16 protein-coding genes are annotated in these 16040 nt (G+C 49.5%); 8 read left to right on the top strand and 8 right to left on the bottom strand.

Going from position 1 to position 16040, the window contains the following annotated elements; genetic code table 11:
• Positions 1-100 precede the first annotated feature (100 nt).
• Positions 101-1813 carry an ABC transporter ATP-binding protein gene (locus tag KUA49_RS02870; protein ID WP_218411898.1) on the bottom strand — a complete coding sequence of 571 codons (1713 nt, stop codon included), beginning with the start codon at positions 1811-1813 and terminating at the stop codon, positions 101-103.
• 5 nt (positions 1814-1818) lie between these two features.
• Entirely contained in the window at positions 1819-2709 is an 891-nt protein-coding gene (locus KUA49_RS02865; RefSeq protein ID WP_203041135.1) for an NAD kinase, read from the bottom strand.
• Positions 2710-2791: 82 nt separating this feature from the next.
• On the opposite strand from KUA49_RS02865, the gene KUA49_RS02860 reads away from it, so the two are divergent.
• From KUA49_RS02860 to KUA49_RS02840, 5 genes are all read left to right on the top strand, one after another.
• The gene (locus KUA49_RS02860; RefSeq protein ID WP_218411899.1) at positions 2792-3367 is read left to right on the top strand and encodes a DJ-1 family glyoxalase III; all 576 of its coding nucleotides are present in this window, start codon (positions 2792-2794) and stop codon (positions 3365-3367) included.
• A 38-nt stretch (positions 3368-3405) separates the two neighbouring features.
• A complete protein-coding gene (locus KUA49_RS02855; protein WP_203041137.1) occupies positions 3406-4080 on the top strand; it encodes a 2-C-methyl-D-erythritol 4-phosphate cytidylyltransferase in 675 nt (224 codons plus the stop codon).
• Between the two features lie 62 nt (positions 4081-4142).
• Positions 4143-6239 (top strand): ATP-dependent DNA helicase RecG, encoded by a 2097-nt coding sequence (gene recG, locus KUA49_RS02850; RefSeq protein ID WP_218411900.1) that lies wholly within the window; start codon positions 4143-4145, stop codon positions 6237-6239.
• Positions 6240-6380: 141 nt separating this feature from the next.
• Complete coding sequence (locus KUA49_RS02845; protein WP_218411901.1) at positions 6381-6698, top strand: hypothetical protein; 318 nt, start codon at positions 6381-6383, stop codon at positions 6696-6698.
• A 187-nt stretch (positions 6699-6885) separates the two neighbouring features.
• Positions 6886-7833: a peptidoglycan DD-metalloendopeptidase family protein gene (locus tag KUA49_RS02840; RefSeq protein ID WP_218411902.1), complete on the top strand. Its 948-nt coding sequence runs from the start codon at positions 6886-6888 to the stop codon at positions 7831-7833.
• Positions 7834-7983: 150 nt separating this feature from the next.
• On the opposite strand, the gene rseP is transcribed toward KUA49_RS02840, so the two are convergent.
• The 6 genes from rseP to tsaB form a co-directional block, all read right to left on the bottom strand.
• Entirely contained in the window at positions 7984-9366 is a 1383-nt protein-coding gene (gene rseP / locus KUA49_RS02835; protein WP_218411903.1) for an RIP metalloprotease RseP, read from the bottom strand.
• A gap of 103 nt (positions 9367-9469) precedes the next feature.
• The gene (locus KUA49_RS02830) at positions 9470-10630 is read right to left on the bottom strand and encodes a 1-deoxy-D-xylulose-5-phosphate reductoisomerase (RefSeq protein WP_218411936.1); all 1161 of its coding nucleotides are present in this window, start codon (positions 10628-10630) and stop codon (positions 9470-9472) included.
• Positions 10631-10641: 11 nt separating this feature from the next.
• Positions 10642-11163, bottom strand: coding sequence for a ribosome maturation factor RimM (rimM, locus tag KUA49_RS02825; protein WP_203041142.1), 522 nt, complete (start codon positions 11161-11163; stop codon positions 10642-10644).
• A 22-nt stretch (positions 11164-11185) separates the two neighbouring features.
• Positions 11186-12496 carry a UDP-N-acetylglucosamine 1-carboxyvinyltransferase gene (gene murA / locus KUA49_RS02820; RefSeq protein WP_203051240.1) on the bottom strand — a complete coding sequence of 437 codons (1311 nt, stop codon included), beginning with the start codon at positions 12494-12496 and terminating at the stop codon, positions 11186-11188.
• Positions 12497-12532: 36 nt separating this feature from the next.
• Positions 12533-13138 (bottom strand): DUF4290 domain-containing protein, encoded by a 606-nt coding sequence (locus tag KUA49_RS02815; protein ID WP_218411904.1) that lies wholly within the window; start codon positions 13136-13138, stop codon positions 12533-12535.
• 45 nt (positions 13139-13183) lie between these two features.
• On the bottom strand, positions 13184-13876 hold the full coding sequence (gene tsaB / locus KUA49_RS02810; protein ID WP_218411905.1) for a tRNA (adenosine(37)-N6)-threonylcarbamoyltransferase complex dimerization subunit type 1 TsaB: 693 nt from the start codon (positions 13874-13876) through the stop codon (positions 13184-13186).
• Positions 13877-13967: 91 nt separating this feature from the next.
• Here tsaB and KUA49_RS02805 point away from each other — a divergent pair, with 91 nt between their 5' ends.
• From KUA49_RS02805 to nadD, 3 genes are read left to right on the top strand one after another with little or no spacing between them, the layout of a single operon-like run.
• A complete protein-coding gene (locus KUA49_RS02805) occupies positions 13968-14846 on the top strand; it encodes a YicC/YloC family endoribonuclease (protein ID WP_218411906.1) in 879 nt (292 codons plus the stop codon).
• Between the two features lie 12 nt (positions 14847-14858).
• Positions 14859-15431, top strand: coding sequence for a guanylate kinase (gmk, locus tag KUA49_RS02800; RefSeq protein ID WP_218411907.1), 573 nt, complete (start codon positions 14859-14861; stop codon positions 15429-15431).
• Positions 15432-15436: 5 nt separating this feature from the next.
• On the top strand, positions 15437-16021 hold the full coding sequence (nadD, locus tag KUA49_RS02795; RefSeq protein WP_218411908.1) for a nicotinate (nicotinamide) nucleotide adenylyltransferase: 585 nt from the start codon (positions 15437-15439) through the stop codon (positions 16019-16021).
• Positions 16022-16040: the final 19 nt, after the last annotated feature.

The raw sequence follows: 16040 nt of genomic DNA, 5'->3' as shown, positions 1-16040 counted from the left end.
AAAGAAATAAAATCAGATAAATGAGGCACGGATTACACGGATCCGTGCCTTATCTATACATAGGCTAGAAGTTTCTGTAAAAAACAAATCTATCAATTACTTAATCCACATTTCGCTTAATCTCCAGCGTCTGGTCGCAATATTCTATCACGGCAGGACGATGGGTGATGAAGATGATGGTCTTATCATGCGATGAAAGGATATTCTGAAGAAGCTGACGCTCGGTTTCCGGATCAAGCGCACTGGTAGCCTCATCGAAGAGCATGATGCTGCGATTGCGCAGAAGACTTCGGGCAATGGCGATGCGCTGCGCCTGTCCCTCGCTCAATCCGCCACCCTGTTCGCTACACAGGGTATCGAGTCCATCTGGCAAATCAAAAACGAAGTCGGCGCAACTCTGATGCAACGCTGCCCGCATCTCCTCGTCGGTGGCACCAATCTTGCCCAATCGCAGATTATCACGGATGGTACCGCTCATCAGCGTGTTGCCCTGCGGCACATACACGAAGTTGCAGCGATGCAAAGGCGAAAGCTCTGCCTGATTCCTGATTTCATCTCCTACCTTATTATATATAGTTACCTTTCCTTCCTGCGGATGGAGCAAGGCAAGAATCAGACGAATCAGCGTGGTCTTTCCCGAACCCGTTTCTCCCAATATCGCCGTACACGAACCCGGACAGAAATCGAAACTGAGATGATGGATGATGTTGCGCACCTGCTGGCGCTGGCTATCCGAGAATTCATCCTTATCGTAGGCATAGGAAATATCATCGAGACGGATGCCGCAAGGCGCAGGCACCAGGAGAGGTTCACCCTGCTCTTCCAGCGGATTCTCTTCCAGCTCCATCAATCGCTCGGCTGCCGTAAACACGCCCACGAAGGCAGGCGCCAGTTTGGTAAGATTACGTGCTGGCGTCTGTATCTTGTTTACCAATTGCAGAAAGGCGGTCATGCCACCAAAGGTAAGGGTGCCAGCTCCCATGCGCAAGGCTGCCCAGAGGAAGGCTACAAGATAGCCCAGGGCAAAGCCGAAGTTCAAGAAGAAATTACTCAACACATTGAACTTGGTACGCACCATCACATTGCCCCGCAACCGGCGCTGGGTTTCCTCCAGTTTCTCCACCATCGGCTTCTCCGCCTGCAAGGTCTTCACAAGCATGCGATGCTGGATGGTTTCCTGCAAGACGCTCTGCACCTGACTGTCGGAATCGCGCACCAAGCGAGTGAGGTATCGCATCTTGTTCATATAGATTTTGCTGAACGCCAGGAAGATAGGAATCATGATGACGATGACGACGGACAGCATCTTATCCATGGAGAAGAGATAGAAGAAGGCACCCAGGAACATCGCCAGCACACCCAGGGTGTTAGGCAATGTCTCCGTAAGGAAATCAACCACCTTGTTCACATCGTTCTCCAGGCGGTTGAGCACATCGCCCGAATGCATTTTCTCCCTGCCGTGCCACTCGGAACGCAGGATGCGATTGAGCATGCGCTGCTGCATGCGGTTTTGCGCCCTGATGCCCAACACGTTGCGAATCCAGATGCTTCCTACGCTCAAGGCGAAGTCGCAGAGAATCAGCAATCCCATCAAGCCCACCGCCCAATAGACATTGCCCTCTACGGAATGGGAGGCAACATCGATGGCACGCTTTACCGCCCATACCTGCGCCAGGCTCACGCCCACCGAAAGTAAGCCCATAGCAGCATTGAGGACAGCCTGCAGGCGGTTGCCCTTCCATACCACCCAGAGCCACACCAGCAGCATCTTGGCAGAATACTTGAATTTCGGAAGCTTGATTACTTTGAACATTGTCTTTATCTTTGTCTTTGATCAGCACCCCACATTAACTTTTCGCGGAGTGTGGAGAAGTAACGCTGGTTGCGCTGCTTCACTATCTTGATGGCATGCGGTGCCTTGCGGATGATGAGGCGGGTCTGCTCCGTCATACGCTCGCTGCGGCCATCGATGGCTACGAGATAGTTGTGGCTGCGGCTTTCCACATCTAGCACAATCTCTGCCGTATCGTTGATAACGATAGGACGGATGTTCAAGCTATGGGGTGCCACAGGAGTTAAACAGAAACTGCCGCTCTGCGGAATGATGATAGGTCCGCCATTAGAGAGGTTGTAGGCGGTAGAACCCGTAGGCGTGGAAACTATCAAGCCGTCCGCCTGATAGGTAACCAGGAACTCGCCATCCACCTGCGTGCGGATGGAAATCATGGAAGCATCATCACGCTTCAACACGGCAATATCGTTCAGGGCGAAAGGATAACCCGCCAGGATGCCGCCCTCAGGCTGCACCTGCAGCACGGCATGCTCCTCTATCTTACATTCGCCCGCATAAAGACTGTCGAGTGCCGGCTCTATCTCGCTAGGAAGCACGTCGGCAAGAAAGCCCAGTCGACCCATGTTCACACCAATGATAGGCGTACCCTTGGCACCCACCCGGCTAGCCGCCTTGAGGAAGGTACCATCGCCACCCATCGAGATGACGTAATCCACATCGAAGTTATAATCTTCAAAGACGCCTGCCGCCCTTACCTCCTGGTGCTCCACCTTGGTGAGGAAGTCGTAGAAGAGACTTTCGATATACACTTCTGCATCCTTTTTGTCGAGGTAAGAAAGGATTCTCATGATGGAAGCCGACTTCTTAGCCTGGTATTCATTGCCAAATATTGCGAATTTTAAATGTTGTTGTGCCATTTATTTTGTTATTTCAATTATTATTCTTACTTTTGCAAAGGTAATAATATTAATCGAATAATACGACAAAAAAATAAAAATTATGGCAAAGGTATATGAATTTCTTGCTAATGGCTTCGAGGAAATCGAAGGATTGGCTCCTGTTGACATCCTCCGCAGAGGTGGTGTTGAAGTAAAAACCGTGAGCATTACGGGTAGTGAATGGGTGGAAACCGCACATGGCATCACCCTAAAGGCAGACCTGAAGTTTGAGGATGTAGCCAGCTTTGAGGATGCCGACATGCTGCTTCTCCCTGGCGGAATGCCAGGCAGCACTCACCTGAACGAGCACGAGGGTGTGCGCCAGGCACTCATCGCACAGCACAAGGCAGGCAAGCGAATTGGTGCCATCTGCGCAGCTCCTATGGTTCTGGCAAGCACAGGCATCCTGGAGGGAAAGAAGGCTACCTGCTATCCTGGTTTCGAACAGTACTTCGGCGAGAACACCGAATACACCGCTACCCTCTTCCAGGAGGATGGCAACGTGATTACGGGCGAAGGTCCTGCCGCTACCCTTCCATACGCCTACAAGATATTGAGCTATTTCGTAAGCAAGGAAACAGTTGCAGCCTTGCAGGATGGCATGATGTATGATCATCTCATGAAGAACAAGCATTAGAATTCTTCACTCTTCACTTTTAACTCTTCACTTAAAATATGGATTACGTTATCATAGTAGCCGGAGGCAAGGGCCTCCGCATGGGAAGCGAGATTCCCAAGCAATTTCTGCCAGTGGCAGGCAAACCTATCCTGATGCGCACCATCGAGCGCTTTCATGAGTACGACCCAGAGCTGAGCATCATCCTGGTTCTGCCAGAGAGCCAGCAGGCATACTGGCACCAGCTCTGCGAGGAGTACCACTTCGACATCAAGCACCAGATAGCCAATGGCGGCGAAACCCGCTTCCACTCTTCCAAGAACGGACTGGCGCTCATCCCTGACAATGAGGATGGTGTAGTGGGCATCCACGACGGCGTTCGCCCATTCGTTTCCAAAGAGGTTATCGAGGAATGCTTCGAGACGGCACGCGAGGAATACGCTGCCATCCCTGTGTACGCCGTGACTGATACCCTGCGCTACATCGACCAGCACGGCGGCGGCAAGAACGTGCTCCGCAGCGACTACCGTGTGGTACAGACGCCTCAGGCCTTTGATATAGGACTGGCAAAACAGGCATTCAACCAGGAGTACAAGGAGCAGTTCACCGACGATGCATCGGTGGTAGAAAGCCTCGGCTGTCAGGTGGCAATGGTAGAGGGTAATAGAGAGAATATCAAGATTACCACTCCATTCGACATCAAGATTGCCGAAGCATTGCTCAACGAGAAATAAAACTATAAATTGTAAATTACAAATCGTAAGCTATAAACTATAAATTGTAAATTATAAACTATATGAGTAGTATTCTAGATCAAGACATCAAGTTCCTGCCCAACGTGGGACCCAAGACGAAAGAGATACTGAGCAAAGAGCTTGGTATCAACTCTTATGGTGACTTGCTGGAATACTTCCCATATAAATACGTAGACCGCTCGAAGATATTCCACATCAGCGAGCTCACCCCCGACATGCCATACGTGCAGATTAAGGGAAAGATTCTGAGTTACGAGGAGAGAGACACGGGCAAGCGCAACAGCATGCTGGTGGCCCACTTCTCGGATGGTTACGGCGTGGCAGACCTCATCTGGTTTCGTGGCACCCAATACATTCTGAAGAACTTCAAGGTGGGCACCGAATACATCGTCTTCGGAAAACCATCGGTCTATGGAGGCCGCTTCCAGTTTACGCATCCCGATATCGATGATGCCAGCAAACTGCAGATTACGGAGATGGGCATGCAGCCTTTCTACGGCATGACCGAGTTGATGAAAAAGCGTGGCTACTCTTCACGAAGCATCGAGAAGATAACCAAGAGTCTGGTGCGCATCCTCCCTCCCCTGCCCGAGACGCTGCCCGATTTCCTCATCAACCGCCTGCATCTCGTATCCCGTGATGCCGCCTTGCGCATGATTCATTATCCGCATTCGCATCAGGAGATGCAGAAGGCACAGGTAAGACTGAAATTTGAGGAACTCTTCTATGTGCAGCTCAATATATTAAGGTACGCGAGCGACCAGCGCCGCAAATACCGCGGCTACGTATTCAATCGCATCGGCGACATCTTCAACGGCTTCTATGCCCACAACCTGCCCTTCGAACTGACGGGTGCCCAGAAAAGGGTGATGCACGAGATACGAGCCGACATGTGCAGCGGCAAGCAGATGAACCGTCTGCTGCAAGGCGACGTGGGCTCGGGCAAGACGCTCGTGGCGCTGATGACCATGCTCATAGCCCTGGACAACGGTTACCAGGCATGCCTCATGGCACCTACCGAGATTCTTGCCGAACAGCATCTGCAAACCATCCGTGAATTTCTGAAAGGGATGGATATCCGGGTGGAACTGCTGACGGGCATCGTGAAGGGCAAGAAACGCAAGGAGATTCTGGATGGTCTCGCCACCGGTGCCGTACAGATACTGATAGGTACGCATGCCGTGCTCGAAGACCCCGTGTCATTCTGCCGCCTGGGCATTGCCGTGATTGACGAGCAGCATCGCTTCGGCGTGGAACAGCGTGCCCGATTATGGGCAAAGAGTGCCAATCCGCCTCATGTGCTGGTAATGACAGCCACCCCTATCCCCCGCACCCTCGCCATGACCATTTATGGCGACCTGGATGTAAGCGTGATAGACCAGTTGCCGCCAGGCAGAAAGCCCGTAAGAACCCTGCATAAGTTCGACAACCAGTTGACGAGTCTCTACCAGAGCATCCGTCACCAGATAGAGTTGGGCAGACAGGTTTACGTCGTCTTCCCGCTCATCAAGGAGAGTGAGAAGATGGACCTGAAGAATCTGGAGGAAGGTTATGAGACGCTGAAGCAAGCCTTTCCTGAATTCAGCCTCAGCAAGATTCATGGCAAGATGAAATCTGCCGAGAAGGAAGAGGAGATGGAGCGCTTCGTGAAGGGTGAGACCCAGATACTCGTTGCCACCACCGTGATAGAAGTGGGTGTGAACGTGCCCAATGCTTCGGTGATGGTAATTCTGGACGCACAGCGCTTCGGTCTCTCGCAGCTTCACCAGCTGAGGGGCAGAGTGGGACGTGGCAGCGACCAGAGCTACTGCATTCTGGTTACGAACTACAAGCTATCGGAAGAAACCCGCAAGCGCATTGACATCATGTGTGATACGAATGACGGTTTCCAGATTGCCGAAGCCGACCTGAAGCTCCGTGGTCCTGGCGACCTGGAAGGTACGCAGCAGAGCGGCATGGCATTCGACCTGAAAATTGCGAATATAGCCAAGGATGGTCAGCTGGTTCAACTGGCGCGCACAGAAGCCCAGGCCATCATCGACAACGACCCTCTCTGCGAGAAGCCTCAGAACTCCATCTTATGGAATAGACTCAGAGAACTCAAGAAAACGAATATCAACTGGGCGGCAATCAGCTAGGAGAGTTTAGAATTTACAGTTAAAAGTTTATAGTTATGAGTTTATAGTTAAGAGTAATCATAAAGTTCAAAGCTCAAAGTTCAATGTTCAAAGTAAAGAGTAATCATAAAGTTCAATGTTCAAAATTCAAAGTTCAAAGTAATGGATAGAAGACGAAAGCCTGCCATCAGGGAGCCTCGCCCCGACCTCACCATGGACGAGATGCGAGCCTATCTGATGGAGTTAAAAGAGATAGAAAGCGTTACAGGCATCAGATACATCAAACTGCACGTAACGGCTAAAATGATTATCGGAATCAGGGAGACATCGGGTAAGGAATTCACTATCAATCTCGATGATCTCTACCGTGCTTATCAGGAATGTCTCCGCTTTACAAGCCCGGAAGTGAAGAAATACATCTTCATGGGGCACTCACCCGCTGTGGCATTGCTCAGACTACTAACAAAAGTTAAAAGTTAACCAGTCACGTTAAATATAAGGCAGTTGGCGTTAACAGCCTTTGTTAATTGGAATATTTTTGTTATATTTGCAACGTCTATATAACAAAACTGCACCTTAAGGTATTTACCCACGCAGTTTTTGCAGAATTTCTTTTATGATTTTGCGCTTATTGACATCGACCTAAAAAGCAAATATAAAAAGTAGTATGAGTTTAAAAAAGCAAATAAAGAAGATTTCGGTCGTGGCGTTGTTGGCGTTAACAACTGTTCCGGTTTGCGGACAAGATCTGTTGGCAAGACAAGCACCAGTTGACCACCGTATGAAATCATTGGATACTCTTGCAGTATCACATTATCGATTGATGGAAGATAGAGAAAATCCTTCTGCTGAGTTGTACGAAGATTTCTCTAACAAGTATGCCCACAAGGCAACCGCATTGCCTGAACGTTATCGCATAGATCTCCGTCATTTCTGCATGCCAACATCTAGTCGTGTTGTCACAAGTAACTTCGGTTACCGTGCTAGCTTTGGCCGCCAACATAAAGGTATGGACATCAAGGTTTATATTGGCGACTCAATCCACGCTGCCTTCTCAGGCAAGGTTCGCATCGTAAGATATGACAGAGGTGGTTACGGAAAGTTCATCGTAATTCGTCACAACAATGGTTTGGAGACCATCTACGGTCACCTCTCTGCGCAGCTCGTTTCCGAGAATCAGGAAGTAAGAGCTGGAGAAGTGATTGGCTTAGGTGGCAATACAGGTCGAAGCACCGGTTCGCACCTCCATTTCGAGACCCGTCTCTGTGGTGTGGCATTGAACCCAGCCCTGTTCTTCGATTTCCGCAACCAGGATGTCACTGGCGATTTCTACGATTTCAAGCGTGACAGTTACGAGAACGAGTATGCTGAGGCTAACGCTGCCCGTGGCAAGGTTGGCAACGGCGGTTACACCAGAGAGCAGGTTAACGGTGGCGAAGTGGGCAGATATTCTGCCAGCCCTTCTGGCGAAAAGCTTTACCACAAGGTTAAGCCTGGCGAGACGCTCATGAGCATCGCAGAGAAGCGTGGCGTAAGCGTAGAAAAGATTTGCCGCCTCAACGGTTACAGAAAGGACAAGAAGCTTCTTCCTGGTCAGATTATCCGCTACTCTTAATCTTAAGATAAGAGCTACATAAATATAAGACATAAAAAAAAGATGTGCTAGAAAAATCTAGCACATCTTTTTTTTATGTCTTATCGATTTCTTATCGATTTAAAATCTGATTTCTAATCCGATTTTCTTTTCGTATTTCCTACCTATCTCTTACATGATTCCGAAGAATCGCAAAACATCGTTCAGGTTGGCTACCACCAACAGCAAGACGAGAATACCGAAACCTACATACTCGGCACGCTCCATGAACTTATCGCCTGGCTTGCGGCCTGTAATCATCTCGTAAAGAAGGAAGAACACATGACCACCATCCAATGCAGGAATAGGCAGGATGTTCATAAACGCCAGAATAATGCTCAGGAATGCGGTCATCATCCAGAAAGCATGCCAATCCCACATAGAAGGGAACAAGCTGCCCAAGGCTCCGAAACCGCCCAAACTCTTGGCTCCTTCCTTGGAGAACACATACTTCATATCACCTACGTAGCCTGCCAAGACGTTCCAGCCATACTTGATACCGGCAGGGAAACTCTGGAAGAAACCATAACTGATATGGGTTACCTTGTAATCGAGCATCACAGGATGATTATAGAAGCCAAACTTCACATTCTCCTTATCTGCCAACAACAGGACATTGTTCTTCAAGGTATCGCCAGAAGCCTTCATATACTCAACGCTGGCTGTTAATGCCTTTACGCTATCCTGATGGGTTGAAGCAGATGCAAGCACATCTCCAACACGTCCCAACTCCAACTGGAAGTCGTTGAACGACTCAACCTTCTTGCCATTAATCGCCAGAATCTTATCGCCCTTAGCCAAACCAAGCTTGCTGGCAGGAGAATCCTTCATCACGCTGTCAATCTGAAGCGGAATATAAACCTCTACGAAGCGAGGACTCTCCTTAATCATGCTCAGCATGTCGAGGTCGCCCGGCAAATTCAGGCTCATCGGCTTGCCATTACGGATGATATCCACACGAGAGGCGGTAGAAATATCGCGATACATATCGCCATCGAAGGTCTTGAACTCGCCCTTCTCTGTACCCACCAGGATATCATGATCCTGGAATCCAAGCGCCTTGGCCTCGGTATTGAACTTCATACCCTGGGTCATGTCCTTGGTAGAAACATAATCATCGCCCCAGTGGAAGAGAATCATAGAATAGATGAAGAGCGCCAACACGAAGTTGACCAGCACACCACCCACCATGATGAGCAGACGCTGCCAAGCTGGCTTGCTGCGGAACTCGTATGGCTGTTCTGGCTGTTTCATCTGCTCGGTATCGAAACTCTCGTCAATCATACCCGAAATCTTGCAATATCCTCCGAGAGGCAACCATCCCAAACCGTAAGTGGTATCAGAGTTCTTTGGCTTGAACTCGAAAAGATGGAACCATGGATCGAAGAACAGATAGAACTTCTCTACTCTTACGCCGAAGAGTTTGGAGAAGAAGAAGTGTCCGCCCTCATGGAGCAGCACCAAGATGGAAAGCGACAGCATCAGCTGCAACGCTTTGATCAAAAATACTTCCATTTATTTACTTTGAACTTTGAACTTGGAACTTGGAACTTTATGATTAGTCCTACGTTCTGCGTTCATTTTTAACTATTAATTATTAATTCTACATTATTAATTATTACTTGTGCATCAGCTCTGTGGCTATGCGGCGAGCCTCAGCATCTGTCTGCAGATAAACATCGAGATCAGGGTTGCTGTCGAAGGTGGCCTTTGCCATCGTTTCTTCGATGATATCCGCCATCTGGAGGAAACCACATTCGCCCTTGCGGAAACCGGCATTCACAATCTCGTTGGCTGCATTCACGATGCACGACATGTTACCACCTTTCTTAATGGCATCGAAGGCAAGCTGGAGACACTTGAACTTCTTGTAGTCTGGCTCGAAGAACTGCAAGTCCTGAGCCTTGAAGAGGTCGAGACGGTCGCCATTGAGATGCAGACGCTGTGGAAAAGAGAAGGCATACTGGATAGGCAGGCGCATATCCGGCACGCCCAACTGAGCCTTTACCGCTCCATCGGCAAACTGCACGGCACTATGCACGATGCTCTGCGGATGAATCAGCACCTCTATCTTCTCAGCAGGAACGCCAAAGAGCCACTTTGCTTCTGTTACCTCAAAACCCTTGTTCATCAGAGAAGCAGAGTCGATGGTAATCTTGGCACCCATATCCCAGGTTGGATGCTTGAGGGCATCGGCAGCAGTTACCTTCTCCAGCTGCTCGTGGGTAAAGTTGCGGAAAGGACCGCCCGAGCAGGTGAGGAGAAGTTTCTCCACCTCGTTGTCGCCCTCGCCTACCAGACTCTGGAAAATGGCACTGTGCTCACTATCCACAGGAAGGATAGGTACATGAAACTCCTGGGCAAGATTGCAGATCAACTCACCCGCCACCACGAGGGTCTCCTTGTTGGCAAGACAAATTTTCTTGCGGGCCTTGATGGCATGGATGGTTGGCTCCAAACCCGAGAAGCCCACCATGGAGGCAAGCACCATATCGATAGGTTCAGCCTGCACAATATCGCAGAGAGCCTGTGCACCAGCATAAACCTTGATATCAGGTTCGTCACTAAGCATATCCTTCAGCTCCTCGTAGCGAGCCTCATTGGCTATGACCACAGCAGCCGGGTGGAACTTGCGAGCCTGCTCGGCAAGTTCCTGCACTCGGTTGTTGGCGGTGAGGCAATACACCTCGTAAAGGTCACTATGCTGCTCGATGACATCCAGCGCCTGTGTACCGATACTTCCCGTAGAACCGAGAATACATATTTGTTGTTTCTTCATCATTATATCATTTATAAGTCAAGCAATCCTTCGGGGATTGCCATTCTGATTTCCTTCTTTTCTGCACTCACTTCCTCGATGAGGTCGTTGCTGGCAGGAATGAGGATGTCATCGCCTTCCGGGGTTGTCACCTCGAAGAGGAGATTGAGGGTAGAATCATCTACACGGTCGAGTGTTCCAACCAGCTTTCCACTTACGGAATCCACCAGGTTGAAACCGATGATTTCTGCCCAAGTCATGTTCTCTCCGTCGCTATCCGAAAGATGACGAGGGAAAAAGACCTCGCAACCCGTATAGTTGCGTGCCTGCTCCTGGGTGTCGATGTCCTCAAACTTCACGAGCACATTCTCATCGTTCTTGAAGCGATACTCCTCCAAATAGAAAGGTACGAGGATGCCATCGATGTCGAGCACCAGATACTCAGCATCTACTCTGTCGAAAACATCATCGGTGATGGCGAAAGTAATCTCGCCCTTCACACCATGAGGCTTGCCCAACTTACCTATCTTATATACTTCGTCTCGTCTTATCATACTTTACTTTGAACTTTGAATTTTAATCGCAAACACGAGTAATCTTGGCACCCAAAGCATCGAGGCGCTGTTCGATGTCCTCGTAACCACGGTCGATTTGGGCGATGTTGGCGATACGGCTCGTACCATTGGCACTCATCGCAGCAATCAGCAAGGCAATACCCGCACGGATATCAGGACTGGTCATTCTGCCAGCACGCAACTTAATCTTATGGTCGTGACCTACCACTACGGCACGGTGAGGGTCGCAGAGAATAATCTGGGCTCCCATGTCGATGAGCTTATCTACGAAGAAGAGGCGGCTCTCGAACATCTTCTGATGGAAAAGTACGCTGCCACGAGCCTGCGTTGCCACCACCAGGAGTACAGACAGAAGATCTGGCGTAAGTCCTGGCCAAGGTGCATCTGCCAGCGTCATGATGGTTCCGTCGATAAAGGAATCTACCACATAGTGCTTCTGCTCAGGGATGACGAGGTCATCACCCTCTACCTTCACCTTCACGCCCAGACGGCGGAAAGCATCAGGAATGATACCCAGGTTCTTGACCGACACATCCTTGATGCGGATGCCCTCGCCACACATGGCAGCCATACCGATGAAGGAACCCACCTCAATCATATCAGGCAGGATGCGATGCTCGGCACCATGCAATTTCTTCACACCCACGATGGTGAGCAGGTTGCTGGCAATACCGCTAATCTGGGCACCCATCGAGTTGAGCAGATGGCAGAGCTGCTGGATGTATGGCTCACATGCCGCATTGTAGATGGTAGTGGTACCTTCTGCCAGCACCGATGCCATGATGATATTGGCAGTACCCGTAACCGAAGCCTCATCGAGCAGCATATAGCAGCCCTTCAGCTTCTTGGCCTGAATCCGATACACATTGCGCTCCTCATCATGCACAAAGCTGGCACCCAAATACTTGAATCCCAGGAAATGGGTATCAAGACGGCGACGACCAATCTTGTCGCCACCCGGCTTGGCGATGGTAGCCTTGCCACATCTGCCAAGCAAAGGTCCAAACATGAGCACACTGCCACGAAGCGAAGAACACTTCTTGACGAACTCCAGACTGTCGAGATATTCCAAGTTCAGCTCATCACTTTGGAATGTATAGTCATGACGACTGTTTTGGGTAACCTTGACACCAATTTCCTTGAGCAACTTGATGAGGTTGTTCACGTCCAGGATGTCAGGCACATTGGTGATGCGCACTGGCTCATCGGTAAGGATGGTGGTACAGATCACTTCCAGTGCCTCGTTCTTGGCTCCCTGTGGCGTGATGGTACCCTTGAGCGGATGACCGCCCTCTATGATGAAAGACTCCATAGGCTTCTCTATCTATATCTTATTATAAAAAGGTGATTACTTTTTCTTCTTGTTATTGGCTGCAGCATTACGGGCTGAGGCATCCTTCACTTTCTCAAACTCAAAGGTGTCGAGATTCAACTGAATCCTGCCATCGGTGAATCGGGCCAAGTCGGAAGCCACCTTCTGCTCGTCGCAGGAACCATGGCTCCACTGAACCAGATTGCGATGCATCTGGTTGGCAGTCAATCTCACCAGTTCATCACGCTCCTCACCAGGTTCCATGGTCTTCAACTTATCGAAGATTTCGAAAAGCATGGCTCCATAATGGCGCACAGGAATTCTCTGCATCGGATAATCTATCGGTGCAGGCTTCTTGGATATCTTCTCGGCATCCTGTACATCATAAGGGTAATCAATGTCGAGCTGAAAACCGCTCATGATGGCGAGATGGTCCCAAAGCTTCTGCTCATGGTTCTCCACGCCCCTGTTTTCAGGGAACATACGGTCCATGATAGCGATGATGGCTTCAGCACAATGCTGGCGCTCGTTGCGGTCTTCCAACTGCACACAGTAGTCTACCATCTGCTGAATCTCGCGTCCATACTCTGGCATAACGAGTTTCTCTCGCTGCGTATTATAATCTAATCCTTCTTTATTCATATTTCAATTTTTGTAAATTCATTCAAGGCCGCCAAGCCCTGCGCACTAAATTAACTTCTTAGGCATCTTGGCCACAAAGTCCTTCAAGTAGAAAGGAACGAAGTAAGCCACATCCTCAAACTTTCCTTCCACAAATCGCTTCTCGGCAAGCGGAGCCATGTTCTTTGCCAATGGCTCTATGCCTTCCACGAGGTGGGCATTAGGATGGTTGATAGTCTCCATGCACTTGGCTGCACCGTTTCCGAAGAAGTATACAGGGTGCTTGTCAAGATACTCCTTGTAGGTATCAGCATCCACGATATCCGCCTGGATAGGACGAACCACCTTCAGGGCGCGGTCGAGCACTTCGGCATAAACCTCCATGCGGCGGGCATCGAGCATTGGTATGATGAGGGCGTCTTCCTCCTCTGGATGTTCGCCAAGCAATACTGGCACTGCCATCAGTTCGAGGGTAGGAACGGCGATGAGTTTCACGCCTCGTCCATAACAGATGCCCTTCGCCATACTCACTCCGATACGCAATCCGGTATAGGAACCAGGACCACAACTTACAGCCACAGCCTCCAGTGGAAGACCATGAGAATCGAGGAAATCAAGAGCCTCATCTACATACACACCCAACTTAACAGCATGGTTAGGACCTGAGTGATCTTCCTTGTTAAAAATCACCTGTCCACTATCACTAATAGCCACTGAGCACACGTCCGTACTCGTCTCAATATTCAATATACACGACATAATTAAAAAATATATTCTTAAATAAGGTGCAAATATACTCATTTTCTCGCTTTTTTTTGTACTTTTGCAGAAATTTAACGCGAAAGATTATATGATACAGTCAATGACAGGCTTCGGAAAAGCTACCGCGGCCTTTAAAACAAAGAAGATTAATGTAGAGATAAAGTCATTAAACAGCAAGAATCTGGACCTCTCTACACGTATTGCTCCTCTCTACAGAGAGAAGGAGATGGAGATTCGTCAGTATATCGCTAAGTCTCTGGAAAGAGGCAAGATAGACTTCTCTATCTGGGTTGAGAAAGATGCAGCTACAGACGCTACTCCTATCAACGCAGAACTTGTTCAGAATTATTATCAGCAAATCAAGAAGATTTCTGCTGAAACCGGTATTCCTGAGCCAACAGATTGGTACAGCACTTTGTTGCGTCTTCCTGATGTAACAACGAAGACTGACGTGGAAGAACTGACCGACGAGGAGTGGGAAGTGGCAAAAGCTGCAATTTGCGAGGCTGTGAACCATCTCATCGCCTTCCGCCAGCAGGAAGGAGCCGCTCTCCAGAAGAAATTCACCGAGAAAGTGGATAACATTCAGGCTCTGCTTGCAAGCATCGAACCTTACGAGAAGGCTCGTGTTGAAAAGATCAAGCAGAACATCGTGAGTGGCTTGCAGCAGATTCCGAATGTGGAGTACGACAAGAACCGCCTGGAGCAGGAGCTTATCTACTACATCGAGAAGCTCGACATCAGCGAGGAGAAGCAGCGCCTTGCCAACCACCTGAAATATTTCCGTGAGACCATGAACGAGGAAGGTCACGGCGTGGGCAAGAAACTCGGCTTCATCGCTCAGGAGATGGGACGCGAAATCAACACCACTGGTTCCAAGAGCAACCAGGCTGAAATGCAGAACATCGTGGTGAAGATGAAGGACGAATTGGAACAGATTAAGGAACAAGTGCTGAATGCACTTTAATTGGAAAGTAAAATGAAGAACGGATTATTGATTTTCAGTGCCCCATCGGGCAGCGGCAAGAGTACCATCGTTAACTGGCTGATGAAGGAGCATCCTGAGTTGAAGCTGGCCTTCTCTATCAGTTGCACCTCTCGTGCTCCTCGCGGTACAGAACAGAATGGTGTGGAATATTTCTTCCTCTCGCCAGAGGAATTCAAGGCGAAGATTAAGGCCGACGAGTTCCTGGAGTATGAGGAAGTTTACCAGGACCGATTCTATGGTACCTTGAAGTCGCAGGTAGAGAACCAGCTAGCCAATGGCGAGTCGGTGATTTTCGACGTGGATGTAAAAGGTGGTGTCAACATCAAGAAATTCTATGGCGAACGTGCCTTGAGCATCTTCGTGCAGCCTCCTTCGGTAGAGGAGTTACGTCGCCGTCTGGTGGGTCGCAATACCGATGCGCCTGAAGTTATCGAGCAGCGCCTTGCCAAGGCTAGCTTCGAGCTGACCTTCGCTCCTCAGTTTGACCACGTGGTTGTAAACGACGACCTGGAGAAAGCCCAGCAGGAAGTTTACCAGCTAGTAAAGGACTTTTTGAGCGAATAATTGAAATGAAAAAGGTAGGAATCTTTGGCGGAAGCTTCAATCCTATCCATACCGGCCACATCGCATTGGCTAAAAGCCTTTGCGAGAAGGCGGGGTTGGACGAGGTGTGGTTTATGGTCTCCCCCATGAACCCATTCAAGAAGACAGCCACCGACCTGCTCGATGACCACCTGCGCCTGGAAATGGTAGAGAAGGCTTTGGAGAAGGAGCCTCAGCTGAAGGCATGCGACTATGAGTTCCGCCTGCCCAAGCCTTCCTATACCTGGCACACGCTGCAGGCCATCAGCAAGGATTATCCGGAAACAGAGTTCACCCTGCTGATTGGCGGCGATAACTGGGCGGCATTCGACAAGTGGTATCACCATGACGACATCCTCGCCCACTACCCCATCGTGGTTTATCCTCGCCAAGGCTCCAGCATCGGTGAGGTTCCGGCAGGTGTAACCATCGTAGAGACTCCCCTGCTCAACATCAGCAGCACGGAGATAAGACAACACATCAAAGAAGGAAAGAGCATCGAAGGAATGGTTCCTCCATGCATCGAGAAGCTGGCTATCAAAAACTACAGCCCTCTCTCAACTTCCCTCTAAACTCTTTAAACACTCCATT

This window comes from Segatella copri (genome assembly GCF_019249655.2).
Classification (GTDB): Bacteria; Bacteroidota; Bacteroidia; order Bacteroidales; family Bacteroidaceae; genus Prevotella.
Note: the sequence above shows the minus strand (reverse complement) of the source record. Positions and strands in the feature narration are given on the sequence as shown.